Annotated in this window: 23 protein-coding genes and 2 pseudogenes; 6 read left to right on the plus strand and 19 right to left on the minus strand. The window is 47.6% G+C overall.

Going from position 1 to position 25138, the window contains the following annotated elements; all coding sequences use genetic code 11:
- Positions 1-146: 146 nt before the first annotated feature.
- Positions 147-473, minus strand: a complete 327-nt coding sequence (locus tag EYS13_RS16600) for a DUF6431 domain-containing protein (protein ID WP_227767919.1) — start codon at positions 471-473, stop codon at positions 147-149.
- 155 nt (positions 474-628) lie between these two features.
- On the opposite strand from EYS13_RS16600, the gene EYS13_RS12465 reads away from it, so the two are divergent.
- Complete coding sequence (locus EYS13_RS12465) at positions 629-1306, plus strand: FAD-binding oxidoreductase (protein ID WP_227767922.1); 678 nt, start codon at positions 629-631, stop codon at positions 1304-1306.
- Positions 1307-1527: 221 nt separating this feature from the next.
- Here the strand turns inward: EYS13_RS12465 and ilvN are convergent, their stop codons facing one another.
- The gene (gene ilvN / locus EYS13_RS12470; RefSeq protein ID WP_227763172.1) at positions 1528-2028 is read right to left on the minus strand and encodes an acetolactate synthase small subunit; all 501 of its coding nucleotides are present in this window, start codon (positions 2026-2028) and stop codon (positions 1528-1530) included.
- Positions 2029-2234: 206 nt separating this feature from the next.
- Here ilvN and EYS13_RS12475 point away from each other — a divergent pair, with 206 nt between their 5' ends.
- A complete protein-coding gene (locus tag EYS13_RS12475; protein WP_227763174.1) occupies positions 2235-2804 on the plus strand; it encodes a xanthine phosphoribosyltransferase in 570 nt (189 codons plus the stop codon).
- 464 nt (positions 2805-3268) lie between these two features.
- Here the strand turns inward: EYS13_RS12475 and EYS13_RS12480 are convergent, their stop codons facing one another.
- From EYS13_RS12480 to EYS13_RS12515, 8 genes and pseudogenes are all read right to left on the minus strand, one after another.
- The gene (locus EYS13_RS12480) at positions 3269-4873 is read right to left on the minus strand and encodes an N-acyl-D-amino-acid deacylase family protein (RefSeq protein ID WP_227763176.1); all 1605 of its coding nucleotides are present in this window, start codon (positions 4871-4873) and stop codon (positions 3269-3271) included.
- A 328-nt stretch (positions 4874-5201) separates the two neighbouring features.
- Positions 5202-5678, minus strand: a complete 477-nt coding sequence (locus EYS13_RS12485; protein WP_227763178.1) for a ferritin-like domain-containing protein — start codon at positions 5676-5678, stop codon at positions 5202-5204.
- A 146-nt stretch (positions 5679-5824) separates the two neighbouring features.
- Entirely contained in the window at positions 5825-6814 is a 990-nt protein-coding gene (locus EYS13_RS12490) for a D-cysteine desulfhydrase family protein (protein ID WP_227763181.1), read from the minus strand.
- 447 nt (positions 6815-7261) lie between these two features.
- Positions 7262-7723, minus strand: a complete 462-nt coding sequence (locus EYS13_RS12495; protein ID WP_227763184.1) for an OsmC family protein — start codon at positions 7721-7723, stop codon at positions 7262-7264.
- 141 nt (positions 7724-7864) lie between these two features.
- Positions 7865-8533 carry a TetR/AcrR family transcriptional regulator gene (locus tag EYS13_RS12500; protein WP_227763186.1) on the minus strand — a complete coding sequence of 223 codons (669 nt, stop codon included), beginning with the start codon at positions 8531-8533 and terminating at the stop codon, positions 7865-7867.
- A gap of 15 nt (positions 8534-8548) precedes the next feature.
- Positions 8549-9692, minus strand: a pseudogene (locus EYS13_RS16605) (ABC transporter permease).
- Positions 9676-10443 carry an ABC transporter ATP-binding protein gene (locus EYS13_RS12510; RefSeq protein ID WP_227763188.1) on the minus strand — a complete coding sequence of 256 codons (768 nt, stop codon included), beginning with the start codon at positions 10441-10443 and terminating at the stop codon, positions 9676-9678. The pseudogene EYS13_RS16605 and the gene EYS13_RS12510 overlap by 17 nt, the downstream one beginning before the upstream one ends.
- Position 10444: 1 nt before the next feature.
- On the minus strand, positions 10445-11467 hold the full coding sequence (locus tag EYS13_RS12515) for an HlyD family secretion protein (protein WP_227763191.1): 1023 nt from the start codon (positions 11465-11467) through the stop codon (positions 10445-10447).
- A gap of 409 nt (positions 11468-11876) precedes the next feature.
- Between EYS13_RS12515 and EYS13_RS12520 the strand changes: the two genes are divergently transcribed.
- The 3 genes from EYS13_RS12520 (at position 11877) to EYS13_RS12530 (ending at position 16039) form a co-directional block, all read left to right on the plus strand.
- Positions 11877-14192 (plus strand): [Fe-Fe] hydrogenase large subunit C-terminal domain-containing protein, encoded by a 2316-nt coding sequence (locus EYS13_RS12520; protein ID WP_227767923.1) that lies wholly within the window; start codon positions 11877-11879, stop codon positions 14190-14192.
- Complete coding sequence (locus tag EYS13_RS12525; protein ID WP_227763193.1) at positions 14176-15549, plus strand: sigma-54-dependent transcriptional regulator; 1374 nt, start codon at positions 14176-14178, stop codon at positions 15547-15549. Before EYS13_RS12520 ends, EYS13_RS12525 begins: the two co-directional genes overlap by 17 nt.
- A gap of 280 nt (positions 15550-15829) precedes the next feature.
- A complete protein-coding gene (locus EYS13_RS12530; RefSeq protein WP_227763195.1) occupies positions 15830-16039 on the plus strand; it encodes a hypothetical protein in 210 nt (69 codons plus the stop codon).
- Between the two features lie 109 nt (positions 16040-16148).
- Here the strand turns inward: EYS13_RS12530 and EYS13_RS12535 are convergent, their stop codons facing one another.
- The 3 genes from EYS13_RS12535 to EYS13_RS12545 all read right to left on the minus strand — a co-directional run bounded on the left by EYS13_RS12535 (position 16149) and on the right by EYS13_RS12545 (position 18970).
- Positions 16149-16874: a PP-loop family protein gene (locus EYS13_RS12535; RefSeq protein ID WP_227763197.1), complete on the minus strand. Its 726-nt coding sequence runs from the start codon at positions 16872-16874 to the stop codon at positions 16149-16151.
- The gene (locus tag EYS13_RS12540; protein ID WP_227763198.1) at positions 16858-17304 is read right to left on the minus strand and encodes an RrF2 family transcriptional regulator; all 447 of its coding nucleotides are present in this window, start codon (positions 17302-17304) and stop codon (positions 16858-16860) included. The genes EYS13_RS12535 and EYS13_RS12540 overlap by 17 nt, the downstream gene beginning before the upstream one ends.
- 145 nt (positions 17305-17449) lie before the next feature.
- On the minus strand, positions 17450-18970 hold the full coding sequence (locus tag EYS13_RS12545) for an ammonia-forming cytochrome c nitrite reductase subunit c552 (protein ID WP_227763200.1): 1521 nt from the start codon (positions 18968-18970) through the stop codon (positions 17450-17452).
- 244 nt (positions 18971-19214) lie between these two features.
- On the opposite strand from EYS13_RS12545, the gene EYS13_RS12550 reads away from it, so the two are divergent.
- Positions 19215-19565 carry a LysM peptidoglycan-binding domain-containing protein gene (locus EYS13_RS12550; protein WP_227763206.1) on the plus strand — a complete coding sequence of 117 codons (351 nt, stop codon included), beginning with the start codon at positions 19215-19217 and terminating at the stop codon, positions 19563-19565.
- Positions 19566-19640: 75 nt separating this feature from the next.
- Here the strand turns inward: EYS13_RS12550 and EYS13_RS12555 are convergent, their stop codons facing one another.
- The 6 genes and pseudogenes from EYS13_RS12555 to EYS13_RS12580 all read right to left on the minus strand — a co-directional run bounded on the left by EYS13_RS12555 (position 19641) and on the right by EYS13_RS12580 (position 25114).
- A complete protein-coding gene (locus tag EYS13_RS12555; protein ID WP_227763209.1) occupies positions 19641-20480 on the minus strand; it encodes a DegV family protein in 840 nt (279 codons plus the stop codon).
- Positions 20481-21009: 529 nt separating this feature from the next.
- Positions 21010-21651, minus strand: a pseudogene (locus tag EYS13_RS12560) (phosphate propanoyltransferase).
- 68 nt (positions 21652-21719) lie between these two features.
- Positions 21720-23165, minus strand: a complete 1446-nt coding sequence (locus EYS13_RS12565; protein ID WP_227763212.1) for an acetaldehyde dehydrogenase (acetylating) — start codon at positions 23163-23165, stop codon at positions 21720-21722.
- Between the two features lie 16 nt (positions 23166-23181).
- Positions 23182-23772, minus strand: coding sequence for a BMC domain-containing protein (locus tag EYS13_RS16610; RefSeq protein ID WP_423055279.1), 591 nt, complete (start codon positions 23770-23772; stop codon positions 23182-23184).
- Between the two features lie 338 nt (positions 23773-24110).
- Positions 24111-24401, minus strand: coding sequence for an ethanolamine utilization microcompartment protein EutM (gene eutM / locus EYS13_RS12575; protein ID WP_227763214.1), 291 nt, complete (start codon positions 24399-24401; stop codon positions 24111-24113).
- Positions 24402-24424: 23 nt separating this feature from the next.
- On the minus strand, positions 24425-25114 hold the full coding sequence (locus tag EYS13_RS12580; protein ID WP_227763223.1) for a cupin domain-containing protein: 690 nt from the start codon (positions 25112-25114) through the stop codon (positions 24425-24427).
- Positions 25115-25138 lie beyond the last annotated feature (24 nt).

Raw genomic sequence — 25138 nt, forward strand, 5'->3', positions numbered from 1 at the left:
GATTATGAAACCTTTGGCTGAAGGTTTCCACTGTGGCTGCAGTGTTAATCAAATCCATGAGCTTCATGGCTTTTTCTTTTTTATCCTGCATAATATAACCGCCGTAACCCTTATCCCTAAAACGGCCTCTATCCAGTTTAATTTATTCATAAATCTTTTTTAATGAACTGTAGATGCTGGCGTTTCAGGTTTAGAAGAACCTGTTTACCTGATGCAGCGCATTGGATTAATTTCATAATCACTCTTAGAGGTAGCTGATAGTAGGGTAATAGGAAGATCGGCAACAGGGAAATAGTTTTACAGCAGGAGGGGCAGAAATACCTGCAAACCGGTACTTTTACTGCCTTCTTTATGAGGTGTATATATCTCCAGTAAAAGCCATGCCTTTTTAGTTTTACTTTAGCTTTGCAGCTAGGGCATACTTCAAATGCCGGGAAATGATTCTCTATGCCTAGTTTAATGTATTTGGTCATACTGATTTTAAAGTCGTAAAGTATTTGCAAGATGCTCACCCTAATTCACTTTGACAAAATTATATCAAATAAAATTAGGGATGCTTAGCCTTAAAGGTAAATAGAAAATGAAAAATCTACTCCGGTTTTGGAGTAGATAAATTAAAAGTTTACAGCTGGAAAAGGTTACTCCTTTGGCCCCCGACATTAACGAATATACCTTTAAATTTATTCAGCCGGAGCGGGTAGAATATAAGGCAGGGCAATTTATTCTGGTTAAAATCATGGATGATCCGGTGATGTTCAGAGCCTATTCCATCTCCTCCTACAACGAGGATGGCAGAAGAGTCAGCATCACCGTTAAAAAGATGGCCGATGGTTTCGGCACAAACCTGATTTTTGAGAACTTCAAAGCAGGAAATATAGTTGAACTGGAAGGTCCCATGGGCAGAGAACTGGTGGTGGATAAAAATACACCAAAGGTACTGCTGGTAGCAGGCGGAATAGGCATCACCCCCTTTGTCCCCATCGTCAGGGATCTGCTGGAAAACCACAGCTCCGTGGAAAGTGTTAAATTGATATACGGCGTCAATAAGGAAAATGAATTCATCTACGACGATTACTTCCAGGAGCTGGCCAAAAAACACAGTAATTTTGAATATTTAAAAACAGTGGCTGTACCCGAGGAAGGCTGGACCGGACACAGAGGTTTCGTCACCGATGTGATGGATACCCTGGGCTTGGACGGATACAAGGTTTATATGTGCGGACCAAAGCCTATGGTGAACGCCACAATGAAAACCTTGAAGCAGAAAGGCATAAAAGAGGAAAATATTTTTGCTGAGAGCGCGTAGAACTTAAAAAAGCTCCAAGAGGCCCGGGATATACCCGGGCCTTTCAGACAGTCGACAAACTACTATCAGCTCGCATGTATTATTTCGCTCTGGACAAGCTCCTACGCCGTTACCGGCAGCATAGCTGCCGACGGCTGAGGAAACCAGTCCCGCTCCATAATACATGCGGGCTTTGTCTGATAGATGAGCCCAGGCTATGAGTCAGAGAACCGTCCCCTGACTCATTCGATATGGTGTTTGACAGCCTCCGGCCCCCTGGAAAGGGAGATTTTGCCCGTGCGAACAATTTCAATAATGCCATGCTCTTGCAAAACCTCGCACAGGGCGTCTATTTTGTCCGATTCGCCGGTAAGCTCAATGACCATTGTCTCCCGGTTCACGTCTACAATCTTAGCCCGGAAAATATTGACGATATCCACGATATCGGTACGCCGCTCCGGAAGGGCCTTTACTTTGATCATGGCCAGTTCCCTGATAATCGAGGGGGTGGCGGTCAAATTGCTGACATGAATCACATCGACCAGCTTGGAAAGCTGCTTGATGACCTGGTCGATCTCATCTTCCTCGCATTCCACTACCAGGGTGATCCGTGTCACTTTTGCATCTTCGGTAGGTCCGGCCGCAATGCTTTCAATGTTATATGCTCTCCGGCTTATAAGACTGGAGATATGGGATAAAACCGTCGGTCTGTTGACAACCAACAGCGCTAGGGTATGTAACATAGTCAACCTCCGTAGTTTTTATTAGTATTGTATAACCGGCGCACGGATAAAGTCAAACATTAATTTCGGAAATAATTGAATTTTTAGGGTATCCTCGCGCTAAGATTTCAACAATTAAATTACCTTTTAGAGGAGGATGACAATTGCATTTTCCGAACATTTGATTATAATATTTATATAAATATTCGGTTATGGGGGCTAGTTTGATGGAACTCTTGAAGAGCAGAATTCGCCATGAGGGCAAAGTAATTTCCGATTCCATCCTGAAAGTGGATTCTTTTCTTAACCACCAGATAGATCCGGTCTTGATGCTGGCTATCGGCGAAGAATTCAAGAACCGTTTTAGCGACTGCAAAATTACCAAGGTTTTAACTGTAGAAGCTTCAGGCATCGCCGCGGCGTTGATGACCGGGTTGGTACTGAAAGTTCCCGTTGTCTTTGCCAAGAAAAAAACACCGTCCACTATTCCCAACAATTCATATGTAGGTAAAGTGCAGTCCTACACCCGCCAGGAGCCGGTAGAAATTGTGGTACAGGATGCTTATCTGCAGCCCGATGACCATGTATTAATTATCGATGACTTCCTGGCTACAGGCGAAGCCAGTTCGGGACTGTTAAATATTATTGAGCAGTCTGGCGCCCACCTGGTAGGCGTGGGAATTGTGATTGAAAAAATATTCCAGAGCGGGGGCCAAGCCTTAAGGGATAAGGGAATCCGAGTTGAATCCTTAGTACAGGTGGCCAGCCTGGAAAACGGACAGGTTAAATTTGTTTAGAGTCAACTTAAGACAAGCCTTGTCAAAGCAAAAAACGGGGAGGTAATGCAAAGAGCAAGCGTTACGCTTGCTCTTGTTAAAATTTATATAAACCGGCAATCGCCGGTTATTTTCAGCCCCGTCAGGGGCTAAGAAATATAACTGCATCTCTTGCTGCGGACAGTGCTGCGTTGGTTACATCGTATGTTGCCAGATTTAAAGTACAGTTGCTACTGTGAACTGTAGTTTGTCGGTTGCTTAATTCAGTGAGTCATAAACAAGCACATTTACTGCTGCAAATAGTAGTGTGATTTTTGTGGGAGGTCATTAATGCGTCTAAACAAAGGCCAGTGCTTCAACCTTGGATTAAATATTACTTCATCTGGTGTTATTATAGCACAGTGATATTTAAATTTGTGTTAAGATTTTGTTAAGATTTAATTTTGTTTGTTAAGTTTAATATCAGTTAAATCTTGATTGCCTTATTAGAGACAGCTGATTACCTGGCCTGCATCTTCCGCTGCTATCTTCCCCTTTTGCACCGTTATTCTACCGTTAACCACTACATAGCTGATGCCCTCCGGTATTTGAGCCGGGTTGCTGTAGTCCTCCTTATCATTGATCGCTTCAGGGTCAAAAATTACAATGTCAGCAGCCAGCCCTGCTTTTAAAAAACCTCTGTCCCTCAGATTTAACCGCGTGGCAGGGTCGCCCGTCAACCGCTTAATAGCCTCAGGCCAGCTCATCACCTTTTTGTCCCGCACATATGTCCCTAAAAATTTCGGGTAGGTACCGTACAACCGGGGGTGAGGAGTTCCGGTAGGGATGCCGTCGGACCCAATTTGGCTTAATGGATGGCTGACAAGTTCGATAATGTCCTGGTCAGAAAACAAATTCAACATTACCATACAGCACTCCGCGTTCTCACTGATTAAAAGGCGAGCAGCAGCTTCCACCGCATCCACACCTAGTTCCTCAGCAATTTCAGCCATGGTTTTACCCTGCAAATGCTTATTTTCCGGTTTTTGCACCGAACTAACCAGAATATTTTCCCAACCTACCATGCCCACAAAATTATCCCAGCCGGGGTAGCTACAATCAGAGTTGTACAGGTCATATCGCAGCCTCTCCAGCACATCCCTGTTCCTTAGACGGTTGACTATCTGCTGTCCGCCCCCTGCTTTTGCCCAGGGAGGCAGTATTTGGGTTAAAAGGGTACTTCCCGCTAAATAAGGATGTTGATCGAAAGTGACGTCCACTCCCTGCTCTCTGGCGGAATCAATCATTTCCAACAGTTGTCCGCCGCTGATACCGAAGCGGCGGTTGGCATAAGAGCGCATATGGGATATCTGAAGCCTCACCCCAGAGGCCTGGGCAATATCCAGGGCTTCCTGCATTGCTTCCACTACCTGACGGGAGTGGCTGCGGATATGGACCATCATTATCCCGTCATATTCAGCCACTACCCGGCACAAAGCTACCAGCTCCTCTTTCGGGGCAAAAACTCCGGGCAAATACGCCAGGCCAAAGGAAATGCCCAGTGCCCCATCCTCCATGGCCTCTCTGACTATAGCTTGCATATGGGCGATGTCATTTTCTGTGGGCTGCACATCCCCCAAACCCAGCACCTGGGCACGGACTGCACCATGGGAAACGAGGGCAGCCACATTATGAGGTTTTTTGGCTTTGGACAAAGCCTCCAGGTAGCCGGAAAAACGCCGCCAATTCCAGTCCACCTCCGGACTGCCCAGAATGGCTTTCAGGTACTGGCGAAAGTTTTGCATATTTTCTTCCAGATATGGAGCCGGACCCAGGCCGCACTGCCCCACCAGCTCTGTGGTTACCCCTTGCAGCACTCTGGAGTATTTGATCTGCCCTACCATAAAAGGCAGCAAGTCACAATGGCTGTGTACATCAATAAAGCCTGGCGCCACCAGCAAGCCGGCTGCATCTATCACCTGCCGCCCCTGGTCTCCCAAATCGGGCCCAAGGGCACTGATTTTGTCGGCTGCAATTCCAACATCAACCCTCCGCGGCTCACCTCCTGTTCCATCCAGAACTACTCCGTTTTTGATGACCAGATCATACATGGCATGCGCTTCCTTTCAATTGCTGACAGCAAATTTAGTAAAATTAAAATTCTTCTATAAAAATCATACCACATTGAATATAAAAGAGTATAAAAAAACTTACTTATCCAATACCTAAGTAAGCCTGTAGACAAAGCCCGCATGTATTATTTCGTGCAGTGGTCAGGGGACACACCTCTTATGCATGTTGTTCACTTTTGTTGAGGAATGTCCCCAATTAATAAGCTCCTACACCGTTACCGGCAGCAAGCTGCCGACGGCTGAGGAAACCAGTCCCGCTCCATAATACATGCGGGCTAAAAGTTGTGAAAAACATCAGACAGCCCGGTTATAGTTCTTTTTTCATTTGGCTGAGCTTTTTAATATGTTCCCTTTCCTGGGCAATAAGCTTATCAATAGCTTCATGCTCGCCCTGGGGCACAAAATTTTTCATCTCGTTAAAGAATAGGATGGAGTCTTTTTCAAACCGCAGGGCCATATCTATGGCTTTTCCCGCATCAGCCATTTGTGGGGCCAGGTCTTCAAAGTTCAGCCCTTTATGAAACACATGGTTCTCCACCAGGGCCTTCAAATATTCTTCATATTCACCGGGATAGCTTTCCGGTGAATGATACTCTCCCAGCCCGGCAAGGATACGCTCAAAATCACCTACGTGCTTGGCTTCCTCCTCTGCCAAAAAGAGCAAAAGGTCTTTTGCTTTGGCATCAATCACATTTTCAGCCAGCTTTTTGTAAAACTCCCGTCCGTTTTTTTCTACCTGTACGGCAAAATTCACTACATCATTGCTTTTAAAAATTGACCACATTGTAAACACTCCTTACTAAAATACTTTAACAAATATACTAGATGGCATATAAACTTTCCTGCTGTATTCTTCCTATTGGACAGCCATTTAGTATAAAAATTATGCAACTATCTGTACTCCAGTAAATAGTATGGGAACTTGTTTATTTATATAAAATAATGCTTAAACCCAAAAAGACCGGCCAGACCACCTGTATGAATGAAGAGCACTTTTTCTCCTTTTTTGAAGGTGCCTTTTTTGATTTCCTCCACCAAGCCGTACATGGCCTTGCCGGTGTAGACCGGGTCGAGAATAACGCCTTCCATCCTTGCCAGTTTCAGGATTAAGTCAATCTCCTCCGCGCGGCTTAAGGCGTAGCCTAAGCCTGCATATCCGTCGATGATACGAATATCGCTCTTTGCAATCTCCAGCGGTTCCGGCAAATAGCGGTAGCTGTCCTGCAAAATGCCCCAAATCCGCTCTACGAAAAAGCCGGCATCAGCCGAAATATTTATCCCCTTGAGGCTAATCGGGCTATGCAATGCTCTGAATCCCGCCAAAAGCCCGGCAAAGGTACCTCCTGAACCGACCGTGACCACTACATGGTCAAACTTCAGCCCCAAATCTTCCTGCTGCTGAACGATTTCCTGGGCCGCCAGGAAATAGCCGAACGTACCGATGCCATTGGACCCCCCTTCCGGAATTAAGTAAGGGTTGTGCCCCTCAGCTTTCAATTCAGCTTCTACTTCAGCAAAAATCTGTGGGAGCCGGTCCCGATAGTCTTCTTTGGTTATAAATTTAATCCTGGCCCCCAAGATTTTGTCCAGCAGGTAATTGCCCTCAATTTCCGCCTCAGGGCTGCCGCGCAATATTAAATAGCATTTGAGCCCCAACTTGGCCGCCAAGGCAGCCGTGGCCCGGGCATGGTTGGACTGCAGGCCGCCGCAGGTTACCAGGACATCAGCCTTTTGGCCCAGCGCTTCCGCCAATGCAAACTCCAGTTTCCTCACTTTGTTGCCCGATACTTCCGACCCCGTCTCGTCATCCCGTTTAATGTAGAGCTCAGGACCCCCTAATTCCCGCTCCAGCCTTTTCAGTCTGTCAATCCTGGTAGGCAAGTTGGCAAAATATAACCGCTCCGGATAAGCAAATTTCACTCAGAACACTCCTCTGGTTTTTAGTATAATTTTGCCACAAAAAAGAATAAAGCTAAATGGTTTTTGCAATATAGTCTATCTCAAAAATAGCTATAACGTTTATGTCCTGTCGCTCCCGCTGTCTGAATCAAGAGCACCAACTGCTCGGTGCCGGACTTCCAGCGGCACGCGGTGACGCGACGTCCTGTCGCTCCACCGCTCATCTCAGTCCATGCTGCTCGTCCGCTTTCAGTCCTCGACTCGCAGGGTGCTCTAAGGATTCAGACAAAGGTCGCTTCCACGGACATAAACGTTTACCTAGTTTTCATTGTACTGCTGGTGCTGACGATAAGCATGGGCGTCTACTCTATTAGCGTCATGAGGGTCTGCTAAGTCAATCATTTTTACTGGTCATCATTGGAGCATATAAAAGTTAAGCCCACCTTGTTTCGTGGTGGGCCTTACACATTAACTCACTTTAGATTGTTCAACTGCCTCCAATTCATAATCGCCTGAAACGGGTACACCTTTCAGGGTGTCGGAAACAGGGCAAACCTTTTTAATGGCTTTAACCAGCCTTTCTACATTCTCTTTGGGAGAATCGGTCTTAATATGCATTTTGTAGCGGATATCGGAAAAGCCGGTGCGCACATTGGGGTTCTTGCCCAGGAAACCGTCGGGATCCAGATCCCCTTCCAAATCAACGGAAAAATCAATTAAATTGACTTTGCAGGCTGGGGCAAAGGCAGCGGCACAAATAGTAATGCATCCGCCCAGCGCAGACAACAAGAGCTCAACAGGGTTCATGGAAGTGTTTGTTCCGCCCAGTTCCGCAGGCTCATCCATGGTAACCTTGAAACCACGGGCGTCGGCCTCGCAAGCCAGCCCTGACTGCCAGTTCACTGTGGCTTTAAATACTTCCTTAGCCAATTTCCCCAACTCCTTTGTGAAGGTTATTGTTTTCACTTATCATTATAACATATTTGACGTTAAATTCTTCACAAATTCTAGAAAAAAATTTCACAAAATCATCATAATTGATAACAGAAAACGTCATATCTCCAAAATTTATTACTGATCCCGTTTCTTCACACCGTTTAGGTAAATATCCACCATCAGCTTGATTTCCTCCGTATCATTCCAGTCTTGCGCCTCCTCTGAAAACATCTGCTTAGCAAAAATATATCCTGCCAGCAGTGAGACCAATACTCTGGTCATGGAGTCCAGGTTTAAATTCCTCAACTCTCCCGACTCAACCTTTTCCGCCAGCAAGCTGTTTACAATCAACCTGCCTTTGGCCGCAACATGGCTGACCAAAGCATCCTTCAGCTCGGGATGGTACTGCATTTCCTGCAAGGCGACTTTAAAAGCTGCCCAGTTTTGTTGCACCAACTGCAAGCGGTTGAGCATCAGCCGTCCTAAAAGCTCTTCTGTGCTGAGATCCTTCAGTTTGGCAATAGCCTCCACATCTCTCAACAGGACCGGGCCTGCCATACGGATTATGGTGGGAATTACCAAGGCAAAAAGTAGGTCTTTTTTAGTCTTAAAATATTTATAAATTGTACCCTCCGCCACTCCCGCGGCTTTGGCAATTTCGCTGGTGGTGCTGGCTTCAAACCCTTTCTCCGCAAAGAGCCTTAAGGCTGCTTCCGCAATCTTTTTCTGACTGGGAGTCATGTCCTCCTCGCTCAGCATATACTCTTCCAAAAGTTTTTTTATAAAGTCCTCGTATTCTTGCACCGGTTGCTACCTCCATTAATCAACCGTCTTACGGAACCGGGCCATGGCCATGATACATAAAAGCAAGGCAAAGGCGGATAAAATCAATGTTTCCTGCCACAGGTATGCTATACTCAAACCTTTTAAGAAAATACCCCGCAGAATGATCAAAAAATATGTCAGCGGAAATAATCCCCCTATTCCTTGAATGACCCAAGGCATGGTCTCCCGGGGGAAAATAAAACCCGACAATAAAATGCTGGGCAGGATCAGCAAAAAAGTCAGTTGCATGGCCTGCAGCTGGGTCTGGGCAAGTGTAGAAATTAGAAGCCCGATGGCTAAGGTGGTTACTAGGAATAATAAGGACAGCAGGAATAATAGGGTTAAACTGCCCTGTACAGGAACTCCGAACCAATTGATTCCTACCAGCAATACCAATGTAAAGGAGAAAAGTCCTATGCCCACATAGGGTATGAGCTTGCCCAGAATCAACTCACCCGGTCGAATGGGGGTAACCACCAGCTGCTCCATGGTGCCACGCTCTTTTGGCAAAAGCGGTAAGCATGGCAGTTACGTTTTGCATAATCAGACCTATTAAACCCGGAATATTAAAGACCAGGCTTTTCATTTCGGGATTGTACAGTACTCTGGTTTCTGCCTCCAGCCCTCCCGGCATACTCCCCGCTAAAGCAGCAGGAGTCAGCTCTGCCTGCAGCCTTCCCCCATAGGCCCTGGCCACTAATTGGGCAGTAGCCAAGGCGGTTCTGGCAACGTTGGGATCTGTGCCGTCAATTAAAACCTGCACTTTAGCTTTTTCCTTCCTGGCAAGCTTTTTGCTAAAATCGGGAGGTACGATGATGGCTATCTTCGCCTTGCCGGAATCTATTAACGCTTCCAACCGGTCATAACCATCTGCATAATAATTCAAATCGAAATAGCTGGTGTTGGCAAAAGTGCGCAGCATTGCCCTGGATTCCTGGCTCCGGTTTTGGTCCCAGACTGCCGTACTGTAATGGTCCACATCGGTATTGACCGCGTAACCGAACAAAAATAGCATCATCAGAGGCATAGCCACAGCGATAGCGAGGCTTGGACGATCGCGGCGGATTTGAATTACCTCTTTTTTCACTATTGCCAACAGCCTTTTGAAGCTAAAGCAAAACCTATTTTTTACCCGCATAGGCTATTACCCCCCGCCCCTGGCTCTGGCCCTCTTTGACATACTCGATAAAGACATCATCCAGCGTAGCATGTCCTGATGCCTTTTTAAGTTCAGCCGGTGTGCCACAGCCCATAAGCTTGCCAAAGAAAATGAAACCAATATAGTCGCAGGTTTCGGCTTCATCCATGTAGTGCGTGCTGACTAAGACAGTTATTCCCTCTTTAGCCAAACCGCGGATTATCTCCCAAAAAATCCTGCGCGACACGGGGTCCACCCCGGCGGTGGGTTCATCCAGCACTAATAGCTCCGGCTCGTGCAGTAGGGCACAAGCCAGGGCAAGTCGCTGTTTCCAGCCCCCGGATAGGGTTCCCGCCAGCTGTTTTTCCCGACCTGTCAACTCCGCCATGGCTAAAAGCTCTCCTTTACGCTTCCTGGCAGCAGCACCGCTTAGCCCGTAAATACCCGCATAGAAATCCAAATTCTCCCCCACCGTCAAATCCGTGTACAGGCTGAACTTCTGGGACATGTAGCCAATGCGCTGTTTAATGGCCTCCGCCTGAGTTACCAGGTCATATCCCAATACCCTGCCGCTGCCGGAAGTCGGCGTTAAAACTCCGCAGAGCATGCGGATGGTGGTGGATTTGCCCGAGCCGTTGGGACCGAGAAAGCCAAAAATTGCTCCTTGGGGTACGGACAGGCTAATATGGTCAACCGCCAGCAAGGAGCCAAAGCGTTTGGTTAAGTCGCTGCATTCAATAGCCATCTTCATGTTATTTCCCTGCCTTTTCCCGGGTAAGTGCCACATCCACCGGCATGCCAGGCTTTAACTGGCCCTGCCCGTCTAAAAGTTCCACTTTAACTGCAAAAGTGAGCTTGACCCTGTCCTCTTTAGTCTGCATATTTTTGGGAGTAAACTCAGCCTCCGTGGCGTTCTGAGTGATTTTGCCCTTAAAGTTTCGGTCCGGATAGGCATCGGCTGCAACCTCCACTTCTTGGCCGAGGCTCACAAGGCTTAATTTTTGCTCGGGGACAAAAATTTTCACCCATAACTTTTCCGGCTGTAGCAGAGTAACCAGGCTGCTTCCCGCGTTTACCAGCTCCCCTGCTTCAATATTTTTACGTACAACCACCCCGGTGCTTGGTGCTTTAATAACCGTTTTGCTCAGCTGTAAGCGGGCGTATTCGGCCTGAGCTTCCGCCTGTTCTGTTAAGGCACTTAGCTGCCTCAAAGTATTAATTGTGGAACCTTGCTCCAATAACTTTAACTGGGCCTTGGCAGCCTCTTGCTGGGCCTCAAGGCTTTGAATCTGGGCTTTAAGTGAATCCACTTTGTTTGACTGGGCAGAAACCTGTTTTGCAGTAATGCCCTCGTTTTTTAGCAACTCCTTGTAATCCTCCAATACTTGCGCTTCATGCACCAGGTTTTTCCGTAAACCTTCGAGACTTGCTTCCAGCTGTTTTACCTGGGCTGACGCCTGTTCTATTTGTTCATTCCGGGAACCGGCACGGGCTTCGGCCAGGCGGCTTTCAGCAGCTTTTAAAGCTGCTTCAGCTTCTTTGAGACGAATCCGGTAGGCAGTATCCTCCAGCCTGGCAACAGTCTGCCCTGCTTCTACCCTCTGGCCTTCTTCCACAGCCAGCTCCTGTATCCTCCCTGCCACTTCGCTTTGAATTTCAACCTCTCTGGCCTCTACCGTGCCGCTGAAAACTTCTTCCTGCGCCTTTTGCCCGCAGCCTGCCAGGGTAATAAGAAACGGAAGCAAAAACATTACAGCCAGCCATTGTTTATTCATTAACAACTTCCCTCCTTAATCGTGCGGGTGAGTACTCACTCACCACAACTGTACGATGCTCGCTCCGTTTTTGTCAACCTATAATTCATTAGTGAAATAGTGCACAAACATTAGCCCTATATGTTATAATGACAGCAAGAAGTTTACCCCAGCCCTCAGTCGCAGTCAGCCGTCAGCGGCCAGCTCGCAGCCGCTTTGGCCGAGTCTTCAGCGAACAGTCGACGTTCGTTAGTCCATAGCTGTCAGTTGCTTGTATGGCTTTTGCGGAAAAAGCCAACGGCTAATTGCTGATAGCTGACAGCTGAAAGCTTATGGCTGGCAACTGACAGCTGACGGCTGATAGCTGCTAGCTGTGAGCTGACGGCTGATAGCAGATGTTAGTGGAAAGCAGGTGAATCCATTGGGCGTAGTGAGCACCACAGCAGGCAAATGCAAAAAATGTTATTCCTGCGTGCGCAACTGTCCTGTCAAAGCCATTAAAGTAGAAAACGAGCAGGCCCAGGTTTTGGCACCCCTCTGCATTTCCTGCGGCCATTGTCTGAAGGTATGCTCCCAGCGGGCCAAACAGGTAGAAAGCGAAGCGACGGTTGTAGAAGAGTTTTTGGCCCATTATCCCACGGTGGCCTGCTTGGCGCCTTCCTTTGCGGTAGAATTTTACCCCATTCCTCCCGGCAGCATCATTACTGCTTTAAAGCTTCTGGGGTTTCAAGAAGTCTACGAAGTCGCCTACGGGGCAGAACTGGTTACCCAAAAATACAGGGAACTGGTTTTCAGCAGGCAAGAAACGCAAGGTCTAATCAGCACTACCTGCCCCGCGGTAGTAAGTTTGGTGGAAAAATGCTACCCGGAGCTGCTGCCCAAACTTGTACCGGTCGTTTCCCCCATGATTGCCACAGGACAGTATCTTAAACGGCTGCGGCCGGAGGCCAAAGTGGTGTTTATCGGGCCCTGTATCGCTAAAAAAGAGGAAGCCAGGGATGCCAATGTTCCCCGCAGCATAGATGCCGTGTTGACCTTCGATGAGTTGGAAACTTTATGGCAAATACGGGGTTTGGAGCCAGTCGACTTGCCGGTAGGGAGGTTCTCCAATCCTCCCACCTCCGCAGGCCGGTTATACCCTGTACCGGGGGGACTCCTGGCCAGCGCCGGGCTTTCCCCGGACTTTGTCAATCAAGACCTGATAGCTATTCACGGCAAAGAGAATTGCCTGGAATTTTTAAAGGCTGCCGCGTCAGGAAAAGCTTTTTCAGGGTTTGTGGATATCCTCTTTTGCGAAGGCTGCATCAACGGGCCAATGCTGCAAAATGATCTGCCCAAATACACGCGGCAAAAAATAATTGCCTGGTACCTGAAAAATAAGGGCCTCCTCACGGACAGCCGCTGCGATTCCAACCATCTTCCCAAGCTCAACCTGAACCGGAAATTTGAGAACAAAAGCATCACCTTTCCCCAGCCTAATGATGAGGAAATTAAAGCAATTTTAGAGGGCTTGGGCAAAACCAAACCGGAAGATGAGCTGAACTGCGGCGCCTGCGGTTATACCACCTGCCGGGAAAAGGCAATAGCAGTGTACCAGGGATTGGCTGAAAATGTTATGTGCCTGCCTTATTTAATCGGCGAACTGCAAAAAAATAACCAGGAATTAACCTACTTGAAAGAGTATAACAACAATATCGTAAAAAGCATTGCTGAAACCATTTTAGTCGTTAACCGGCAGGGCATTATTACCACTTGCCATGACCCTAACTCCCTGCTTGGTGCAAAAGACATCCACTCCTATCTTGGCCAAAATTATCTGGAACTGCTGCCTCCTGCCCTGCAAAAGGAAATAGCAGGGCATCTTCAAACTGTCATCGAACAAGGAGTTAATGTGGTGGTGCAGGATATCTGCTTACCAGGGGAGCAAGGGAACAAATTTATCAATCTCAAGGGTTATCCCTTTAAGGATAATACAGGCCGCTGCCTGGGAGCCGTCTTAATCTGGGAAGATATTACCCTGGAGCGTCGGTTGGAAGCCCAGCTCTTAGCCTCGGAAAAACTGGCCTCCGTAGGCCGTCTGGCTGCGGGCATAGCCCATGAAATCAATAACCCCTTATCCTTGATTTCCGGCTATACGGAACTTTTAAAAAATATTCTGCCGGCCGGTGACCAGGGTGCGAGACAAAAATTGGATATTATCAGCGAAGAAGTGGAGCGCATCGCCGCCATTGTCAGGAATTTGTTAACCCTGGCCAGACCTGCCCCCGGGGAAATAACACTATGCAACATTAATGAGTTGCTCCGACATGCAGTGGAACTGGTGCAGCACCAATATGATTTACACGGCCATGTGATCACTTTAAATTTGGCTGACGGTTTACCGGACTTAGAACTCAACAAACAGGAAATAGAGCAAGTTTTTTTAAACCTCCTGCTCAATGCCTGTGAAGCAATGAGAGAAAGCGGGAGACTCAGCATTGACAGCATGTTTGAGGCGGGAAAGTCAGTAGTAATCAATTTCCGGGACACTGGGCGGGGAATTCCCGCAGAGCATTTAAGCAAAATATTTGAACCCTTTTTTACCACCAAAGAAATTGGCAAGGGCACCGGTCTGGGTTTGGCCATTAGCTACAGCATCATCCAAAAATATGGCGGCGATATTTTGGTGGACAGCGTGGAGGGAAAAGGCAGCACCTTTAGTGTAAGGCTGCCTGTAAAGAGGTGTAAAAATGAGCAGGCTGGCTAAAATTTTAGTGGTTGATGATGAACCTAGGATGGGAGAGTTTTTAGCTACAATTCTCGCAGCGGAAGGCTATCAGGTAGAAACCACCACAGCTCCGCAAACCGCCTTAAATAAGATCAAGGAGCAAAGTTACGATGTGGTCATTACCGACTTAATGATGCCGCAAATCAGCGGGATGGATATTTTGGACGAGGTCAAAAAAGAGGACTCTGCTACTCAGGTGATCATGATCACCGGCTACTCCACCGTGGAAAATGCTATTCTGGCTATGAAAAAAGGTGCTTTCGATTATTTACCCAAACCCTTTAAGATTGAAGAAATTAAAGTTGTCGTGGAAAAAGCCCTGGCCCAGAGGACTCTGCTGTGGGAAAAGAGAAGCCTGGAGCAGGAATTGGTCAAAATCAAACCTGCGGGCGGGCAGCTGGTAGGTGACAGTGCAGCCATGCAGGAAGTGCACAGGCTCATCGCCAAAGTTGCCAAAGTCGACAGCACTGTGCTCATCAGGGGTGAAAGCGGGACCGGCAAAGAACTGGTGGCCAAGGCCATTCACGCAGCAAGCCCCCGTGGCAAAAAACCCTTAATCTCCATCAACTGTGCTGCCATACCGGAAAATTTGCTGGAGAGCGAACTGTTTGGGCATGCCAGGGGAGCTTTTTCCGGAGCTGTTACTGCTAAAAAGGGCTTATTTGAGGAAGCAGACGGCAGTACCATTTTCCTCGACGAAATAGGCGACATCAGCCTGGCTTTGCAAGCGAAACTCTTAAGAGTGCTCCAGGAACAGGAATTCCTGCGCATCGGCGAGACTAAACCACGCCGGGTGGATGTGCGGGTGATCAGCGCTACGAACCGCAACCTGGAAGAAGCAATGGCACGAGGAGAATTCCGCCCTGATTTGTACTACCGCTTAAACATTATAACCATCAATTTGCCTCCCCTGCGGGAAAGGGTTGAGGACATCCCCCAACTGGCACAGCTTTTTTTACGCAATTTCTGCATAAAATTCGGTAAAAAAATCCAGGACATCAGCCAGGAAGCCTTGGCAATCTTACTCAACTATGAATGGCCCGGCAACGTGCGGGAATTAGAAAATGTGCTGGAAAGGGCTGTGATTTTATGCGAAGGGCAGAAAATCGAAGCAACTGATTTGCCGGCAGAACTGCAGACCTTTAAAAAATGCGCCTCTCCCGCCGCCAAACTTCCATTTAAGGAGGCAGTTGCAGCATTTCAAAAAGAGCTGATTATGAGTGCCCTGGAAGAGTCGTCCTGGGTCCAGGCCAAAGCCGCTGAGCTGCTGGGGCTGAAGCGCACAACCCTCAATGAGATGCTTAAGCGCTTCAACATCTGCCAAAAAAATGAATAGAAAATCCAATTTTTTGGACAGCATCGAGCATTAGTCGTTAGTCCTTAGTCACTAGTCCCTAGTCCCCAGTTCCTGTGTTACCTTGGAAACTTGATTGTAACTAACAACCAGCTACCAACAACTAACAACTACTCCAACTCAAACCTCAATAAGTTCAATAATATCCCGCCTTTCTTGTTTTTTTTTTTGCGATTTTTTCTTTCCTGGCTTAGTTTGGCACGGTATTTGCTATATTAGGTAGGCAAAGAGGGAAAGAAATATATTTTAAGGAGGAATGGTTATGGCCATCGTGTTAAAAGAAGTGGGGCCGGCCATGCAAAAAAGAGTTGTCAGACTCTCCTTGGAAAGCTGCAAAAACCTCAATGAGCGTTATGCCGATATTGAGCAAAAATACAACAGCTTGATTTCCAATTGGGAGTGGTTTGCCAGCCAGCCCGCTTGTTCTGAACGCCAAGAAGCCAGTCTCGTGGCTAAAATTGACCAAAACTAGTTGCCTACCCACTATCTGCCTTTATATATATATAACAGTTGACAAGCGATACCCTCGTTTGTCCAACAAACCCAACCTGAATCAGGTTGGGCTTTTTTTTGGCACCTGCTTAGTTCTGCCACAAATTATCTATTTCTACATTGCCAAAGGCTGAAAGAAACTTGCTTTTTATATCAGGGTACTTCATTTGAACGCAGGCTACCAATTCTTTCATCTCCTGGCGTTTGGTGTGTCCGTTAGCCGGACAAGGGTTATGGATTATGGGTATATTTTCTGCCCTGGCCAAAGAAATCACAGTTTCCTGCGGCAGGTAAACCATGGGTCTGATTAGAGTCAGCTTAGTCTTATCCAGAAATATTTTGGGCGGAAAAGCTCCAATTTTTCCTGCATAAATGAGGTTTAAAAAAAATGTTTCAATAGCATCATCCAGGTGATGTCCAAGGGCAACTTTATTACAGCCCAAAGCCAATGCAGCGTTGTGCAGGGCGCCGCGGCGCAGGTTGGCGCAAAGCGAGCAAGGGTTTTTCTCCTGCCTGTACTCAAACACGATCTTCCCGATCTGGGTGGGCTCTACATGCAGCTGGTACCCCAGGCTTGTACAATAATTTTCCAAAGGGGTCAGATCAGCTTCCCACCCCAAATCCAGAGTAATGGGAACCAGCTCGAATTCCCAATGCGAATAACGCCGCAGCAAATGCATAATATAGAGCAGCGTGCCGCTGTCCTTTCCTCCCGACAGCCCCAGCGCGACACGGTCACCAGGCGCCAACATGTCGTGATCTTTTATTGCTTTTTTTACTTTTGTTAAAAACCATTTATTATACGACTTCTTCATCTTTCTGCAATGTACTCTCTGATGTGAATTTTTGCGCAAGCAAAGCACCAATAGTTATTTTATCCAATTCATTTACCAAAACATCTTGTACATGAGCCAGTGAATTATGCACCAGGCAGCTTTTCTCCCTGGGGCACGGTTCTGTTCCCGTCAAACATCGGTTTAGGGCAATAGGCCCCTCGACAGCCTCTATAACCTGACGCAAAGTAATTTCTTCGCTGGGCTTGGCAAGCTTAACGCCTCCTTGGGCTCCTCTGCTTGTTTGTACCAGACCTGCCTTACTTAGAAGCTGGATTATTTTGTTTAAAAAAGCTTCCGGAATTTCTTGTCTGGCGGCTACCTGCTTAGTCTGCTGCAATTCGCCAGGCACCATTTGAGCCAAATCTAGCACAGTCCTGATGGCGTAATCCCCCTGTCTAGTTAGTTGCATTGCCACAACCCCTTTCTTTCCTGATCCCTACAGCTTAAATTGTAGATCAAAATGGTGCAAACCGCTATAGTATTTTATATTTAGCGTAAATCCAGCAAAAAACCAGCGGCAGTTATATTGCCGCTGGCTAGACTTTTTACCGCATCTACCGAATTACTGCGTTAGGTACATCGTGCCCGGTTACAGCTTTGTAAGATTGTTGTAGCAGTTGTACGGCATAAGCAGGGTTATGGATACCTTCACTACCGTCAGCTTCAATTAAGAAGTAATTGAAAGCAGCTTTATAATCGTTTTCAGAAACTTTACCTGCTTCTAAGCCTTTCGGATTAGCGGGATCAGTGTTGTCGGTTACAAACATAATCCTCCCGCTCTTATCAATTAAGTCTACTAACTGATATTTCTCCTTAATGGCTTCTTTTAATTCTTCCAATAAGCCATGAATCTCATCCTGGATGCCTTCCAGTTTCTTGTCGCCGTCGTAATCTGCCAAGGCGCGACGGTTAAGATCTTTTAAATCAGCATGGCAACTAGTGCAAGCATTTAGATTCTGAACATCGCCGGAAGCAACCTTGAAAGTATGTCCGCCTACCGGTCCATACTCATCATCCTGCTTAGCCATGTGACAGGTTACACAGGTGTCTTCAATTGCACCATGGGGAGACCTTTCGTAGGCCCTTTCGCCAAATTCAAATCCACCGGTGGCAAATAAGACTTCAGCTTGCGGTCCTTGGTGTGGCGCTCTGTATTCAGCGTATAGTCCTGCAAAATTATTCAGAGGCCTGTTGATATTATGGCAGTTGATGCAAACCGTTCCCGCGCCTGCATCAATTTCCATACCGTAAGGTGTCACATAAGGTTTAGCTCCCCTTAAATCTTTAACCGCTTTGCTTTCTCCGTGACAAGTGTTGCAGCCAATTGGAGCTTGAGCATTTAAGTCTGCATATTTTTTCGTGGTATCAATATTGGCTAAACCATTATGGCACTTAAGGCAAGCATCATTTGTAGCCATTCTCTCAGCTGCTTTCAAGTCGAAGTTGTGTCCTGACTGCTCCCAAGCGAAAGTTTTGCTGCTCTTTCTTACGGTATATACATTGTTCTGTTCAGTAATTTTCCCATGGGTCAGCTCGGTAATTCCTTTGATATCAACGTAAGAAGCACCGTCTTTGGTCATGGAAGCGATCTTGTTGTCTTTGCCACGGTACTTGATTAAACCGTTAAGGAGATAAATTTCCAAAGCAGTATTATAATCAGATAGGGTGACGATTTGTTTTTCGCCGTTCCAGCTTAGGTTGTAGTTCATGGCAGCGGCATATTCTTTGACGGACGCATAAACAGTGCCGTTTAATTTAAATCCTTTTACCGCTTTACCTTCTACCGTAATTTTAACGGGCTCCTCTTTAGGTGCAGCCGGTTTGGCTGTCTTGGCCGGAGCGGCATTAGAAGCAGGCTTAGTCGTTGTTGATTTAGCCGGAGCCGGTTTTGGTGCCGGTTTAGGAGCAGGTGCAGTGCTTCCTCCCAGCTTAGGAGCTACAGTGCCATTGTGACAACTTGCACAATTGCTGCCGTAGTCCGGCTTCGCGTCAGCCTGGGGTTGAATTCCCACGGCCACAGCAAAAAAGGCCACAAACAATCCTAAAACTAACAGTGAAGCTAAATACTTTCTCACACTTTTTTCCTCCTTTGTTAAGGACTTCATATTCATATAAATTTCACCTCCTTTCTCTTAAAAAATAAATTAGACAAAAGTTTAATTTTTCCTTTTAACATTTAGCTTAAAAATAACTTTCTGTCGTAAAATTTTTAGTCACTTATTTTTTTTTGTAATTATTTTACCCGGCCACAAACAAGTTACAGGGACAGCTGCAGTTGCTGTGCATATGGTAGTAGTAGTATAGAAAGGAGGTATTTTTATGCGCGCACAAAGACCCGGACCATCCCGTTGCAAGGGAACGCTCTACACCATTCAGCCTGGTGATACTTTGTACTCAATAGCCCAGGAAGCTTTGTTGCCGGTTGAGGTGCTGCTGGAAGCTAACCCAACGGTTGATCCTTTGAACCTGCAAGTCGGAAGCACTATCTGCATCCCTTCCTTAGTTGTGCCTCCATGTCCCGGAGGCTTCATCTGGGTGGTAGAGCGGGGGGACACCATATACAGGATAGCTCAAATGACAGGAAAATCAGTGCGGGAAATCCTGCAAGCCAACCCCGGGGTTAACCCCTATAACCTGCGGCCTGGGACCCGTCTGTGCATTCCCGGGTAAAACAACTGAAGCATTTTATGCCTTTCGGCATATAGCAAATGACCTGTTCTGAAAATTAGGGAAAATTAGCAGCACTCAACTTTGAAAGAACAAAGCAACTGTCCCCGGGCCGGCATGACTGCCTATAACCGGGCCAATTTCCGAAACAAAAATATCTTTCACGTTATATTCAGTTTTGATGAGCTGGCTCAACTCTTCCACCATTTCCCGATTGTTAGCATGACTAATGCCGATAGTCTGCTGCTCCAGGTTTTTACCCCGCTCCGCCATCACTTGGATTAGTTTAGCAAGGGCCTTTTTCCATCCCCGGACTTTATCAAGGGGCACAATCTGCCCTTCAGCATCAATTTGCAGTACGGGCTTCACGTTCAACATCCCCCCGATTATGGCCTGGGCGGCGCTGATTCTGCCGCCTCTTTTTAACATCTCCAGAGAATCAACTACAAAAATGTGTTCCATTCTAGCCGACATGTCACGGGCTTTAGCCAAAACAATGTCTAAATCGGCTCCGTCTTTGGCCATTTTTGCCGCCTCCAAAACCGTAAGGCCCAAACCTACCGAAGCACTTTTCGTGTCCAGAGTTTCCACCCTGCCACCGGTAAGCATCTCCTTGGCAATAACTGAAGATTGATAAGTACCGCTTAAACGGGAAGAAAAAATCAGTGCCAGCACCTCATGTCCTTCTTGTAGCAGGGACTTAAAGCACTCGTAAAATGTCTGCGGCGCTATTTGCGCAGTGGTAGGCATAATGTTATCTGAGCTTATTCTTTGATAGAACTCGTCCACACTGATATCAACTCTATCCCTGTAAACCTGACCTTCGATGTTGACCGTCAGGGGCACAACTGTAATACCCAGTTCACGCGCTATTTCCAATGACAAATCACAGGCACTGTCGGTAACTATTTTAAGCATATCTCTACCCCACCTTGGCAATAAATTCCTATTAAAAGTTTTTCTGAACTACATTTTACATATTCTACGTTTTTAAGCTAAGACCCTTTTTACGCTAAAAATATTGCTTTTGCCAAAATGGTTTACAAAGCGGCAATCTTAAGCAAGTATATGTTGCCAAGGGGATGCTTGCAGGCTTGATTATGCCTCCTTAGCTCCGGCTAAGGGAGCCAGACCGTCGACAAACCATTAACAGCCAGCATGTATTATGGAGCGGGACTGGTTTCCACAGCCGTCGGCAGCTCTGCTGCCGGCAACGGCGTAGGAGCTTGTCCAGAGCGAAATAATACATGCTGGCTTTGTCTACAAGCTACCTCCTTAGCTACGGCTAAGGAGTTGCTTTTACTTCTTGCTGAAGAAAAAGCCACTCACCCCCTTGCTAAACAGGATGAGTGGCTCAAATGACAATATGGACAATCAGCGGCGGCCTTACCGAAAGCTCAGCCCATGCCTCAACATGGTGGAGCTAACCTGCCGGGCCAAATATCATTTATGGTTTAACCTTACAGTTCTCACAAAACTGTACGATTTCAACTTTATCACCGTTTTTTAAAGCAGCTGCGTTGGCTTCGTCCACATCCAAGTGCATTTCCAACCTGTAATTTTCGCTTACCCTGATTAACACCTGTGAGAAGACTACTCCCCGGGGCCCGGTAGCTTTTACATTAACCCGGTCACCGTCTTTTACCCCAAAGCGCCTGGCATCAGTGGTATGCATGTGGATGTGGCGGGCGGCAACAATGCACCCTTCTTTCAGAGTGACTGAACCTGCCGGCCCCACCATGGTTATTCCGGCTGAACCCTGCAGGTCCCCTGAATCACGGATAGGGGCCTGCACCCCCAGCTTGAAAGAGTCAGTAATTGAAATTTCTACCTGCGACTGTTTACGGGCAGGACCCAGCACCCGGACATTTTCTATAACCCCTCTTGGACCTACCAGAGTCACCTTCTCTTCACAGGCAAATTGCCCAGGCTGGGAAAGATCTCTCCATTTTGTCAACTGGCTATTCGGACCGAATAGACGTGCTAGGTGGCCAGTTCAGAGGTGGACATGCCGGTTGGAAATCCCTAAAGGGATTTTTCCTTCTCCTTTTTCCTCCCGCTGCTGCGTCGTCAAGTGCTCCAAAACCACTTGCCTGACCACCGCTTCCAGTTGTTCCTTGTTCACCCGACTCACCTTCCTTTACGGTCTCCCCTGCTTTACCCTTGCAGTTGGGCTAAAACCTGCTTCACAATGGCTGCCACATCGTCGGGGGTGAACTTAGCCCCTTGGGTTTTGGACGAGGCAGCAGTGTCAACTTGCTTCAGACCGTAAGCTAGCCGTTTAATGTTGATCAAGTGAAGCGGCGTCACGTTATCGGAAGTGCTGCTGCCCCCCAAAGTGCCGCAGCCTAGAGTCAGGGACGGCGCCAAACCGGTAGTAAATCCTACTCCGCCAAGGGAAGAAGGAGTGTTGACCAGAATGCGGGAAACAGGCTTCCTGATAAATTCCCTGATAATCTCCTCATTCTGAGAGTGGATAGCAAAGCTGTGACCAACCCCCATCAGGTTTAAAAGCTCTATGGCAAGAAGGCATGCTTCTTCCCAGTTTTTTACAACGTAAAACGCCACCACGGTTGTAAGTTTTTCGTAAGATAAGGGATAACCCGGCCCGTATCCCTCCAGGGGAGCGATCAATAGCCGTGTGCCTTCCGGAATGGCAATGCCCGCTTTTTCTGCAATTATTTTAGGTGTTTTGCCCACCAGGGCTGCATTCATTTCTCCCTTGGGAGTCATTACCACCCGGCTAACTTTGTCAACCTCTTCCGGATTCAAAAAATATGCGCCCTGCGCTTTAAACTCCGCTATAACCTCTTCTTTAATTGGTTCATCCACTATAATGGAGTTTTCGGATGAGCAGATTACTCCGTTATCAAAAGTCTTGCCGGTGATAATATCACTGACTGCCTGCTTGATGTTAGCTGAACGCTCTATAAAAGCCGGGACGTTGCCGGCGCCCACACCGTATGCCGGCTTGCCGGCGCTGTAAGCTGCCTTGACCATCCCCGGGCCGCCGGTGGCCAAAATGAGAGCAATATCCTCATGTTTCATCAGTTCCTGGGTTGCTGCCATGGTAATCTTGGTCAGGCAGCCGATTATGCCCTCAGGCGCTCCGGCCTTGACTGCCGCCTCGTGCATTACCTGGGCCGCTGCATTGGTACATCTGGCCGCATTAGGGTGTGGCGCAAAGACGATGGCGTTGCCGGACTTCAGAGCAATCAGGGACTTATAAATGGTGGTAGAAGTGGGGTTAGTGGAAGGTACTATCCCCATCAGTACTCCCATTGGGGTCCCCACTTCGATTACCTTCCGTTCCTTATCTTCCCGCAAAACCCCCAAAGTCTTCATGTCCTTGATGTATTCGTAAACATTTTTGGCAGCAAAAAGGTTTTTGGTTACTTTGTCCTTAAATACTCCAAATTTGGTTTCATCCACCGCCATCCGGGCCAGCCATTCTGCATTGGCTTGGGCTGCTTCCGACATGGCAGCTACAATCCTGTCGATTTCCTCCGGGGAATATTTGGCAAAAGCCCTTTGGGCTTCTTTAGCTTTCCGGGCTAAATCCCTGGCATCCTGGATTGAACTCAAATCATAATCAATTGCCACCCTGTTTCCTCCCTCCTTACGGTCTAATGTTACTACCAGGTCGAATTTCAGCTTTATGCGCCCGTAGAATTTCCGTAATAAGTTGCTCTTTATTGGCCTTGGAGATTTGTCTGCCGTAGATGGCAATACCCTCGGTTTTGCGCGCCATCCTGCGCAGTTCCCCCACTGTCAGGGACTGCAAGTAGATCTCGCTGGGCACAAGCCGGTTTTGCTGTAGTGGGTTGATTCTTTTGTCCTGAGGGAATAAATTGGCATTGTCTTCTGCTGTACATCCCGGGCCAGGGCCTTCTCCTCCCGGGCCCGGAGCGGAAGGATTGTTATCCGGCTCCGCATCTTCTTCCTGGAAAAGCATCTCCAGGTCTTCCGCGGGCCTGGGGATAACATGCCGGCTGATGAGCTGACCGATCTTCTCAGCGGCAGCGCTTCCGGCGCTTATCGCAGCCTGCACGGCCGCAACCTCTCCCGTTACTGCCACCATTATCAGTCCACCGGTTACTTTTTCATATCCCAAAAGTGTAACTTCCGCCGTTTTTGTTGCAACGTCCGCCGCTTCAATAGCTGCCACCAGCCCACGGGTTTCGATCATCCCCAGTGCTTGCAGTTTCATCAGTTCAACCCCTTTTAGGCTATCTCGAAAATAGCTATAACGTTTAATGTCCTGTCGCTCCCACTGTCTGAATCAAGAGCACCAACTGCTCGGTGCCGGACTTCCAGCGGCACGCGGTGATGCGACATCCTGTCGCTCCACCGCTCTCGCGGCGTCCGTGCCGCTCGTCCGCTTTCAGTCCTTGTCCTCGCAGGGTGCTCTAAGGATTCAGCCAAAGGTCACTGCCACGGGCATAAACGTTTAGCTGGATTTAACTGTGCTGCTAATGCTGCGAAAGCAGCATGGGCGTCTACCTTGAAAATCTTAACCCTAGTGTCTTGTAAACTCAACCACTTGGCTTACTTAGCCAATTTTTTGTAATCGTCGGGCAGGATCATCTCCACATCGCTGTGGGGCCTTGGGATGACGTGCACCGAAATAAGTTCTCCAACCCTTTGGGCAGCTGCGGCACCTGCGTCAGTGGCAGCTTTTACGGCCCCTACGTCTCCGCGGACCATAACAGTAACCAGACCGCCGCCCACGTGAACTTTGCCGATTAGGCTGACATTTGCAGCTTTGACCATCGCATCGGCTGCCTCAATTGCTCCCACCAAACCTTTTGTTTCAATCATTCCTAACGCGTTATTCATCTCAATTCCTCCTTAAGATAATATTATTGTTTATTGGACAATTCCGCCCAGTTGGCGGGATAGGTTACAAAGAAAAACTTCACTTTATCCGGCGTGGAGAAGGTAATATGGGTATCCTTGGGAATGTAGAACACATCCCCTGCTCTTCCCCGGTAAGTTCTGCCGTCTACAGTAATTTCCAAGGTCCCTTCTATAATATAGTCGATTTCTTCGTACCCCAGGGTCCACTCAAAGCTGCTTTTTTCCATGGTCATAAAGCCTGTGGCGAGGTTAGGGCTCTCTTTTCCGGAAAGGATCTCCCGGATACCTACCTTGTCCTTGGGATTGCCTGTATCGAATGCTTCGCATTCCACGGTTTCGCCCCTCACAAGACGAATCCCGCTGGGATCAGCTTCTTTTACAATTTGCTTTGGTCCCTGCAGTTGGGGAAGGGAGGCAATTACCTGCTGCACTATTTTGGAGATAAGCCCGGGGTCGATGCCCTGGAAATTAACAGCCCGAGGCTCTACTCCGTCCTCAGAGACATTCTCCACCGGGCCACAGCAAGATACTTTCGCCGGCACCGGGACGGAACCAAACTGCAAGGAAACTCCGAACTCGCCGGCAGCATCTTTAGCCGCCGGAGTGACGATAGTTCCCGGTTCCAGATAAATGGTTTTTTGCCCTGAACCAGCGTAGTTCTTAATGTCGTTAACCGTAACCAACTTCTTCACTTTTTCACCTCCTAAGCAGGTTGT

The sequence above is a fragment of the Zhaonella formicivorans genome, assembly GCF_004353525.1.
In the GTDB taxonomy this organism is placed as follows: domain Bacteria; phylum Bacillota; class DUOV01; order DUOV01; family Zhaonellaceae; genus Zhaonella; species Zhaonella formicivorans.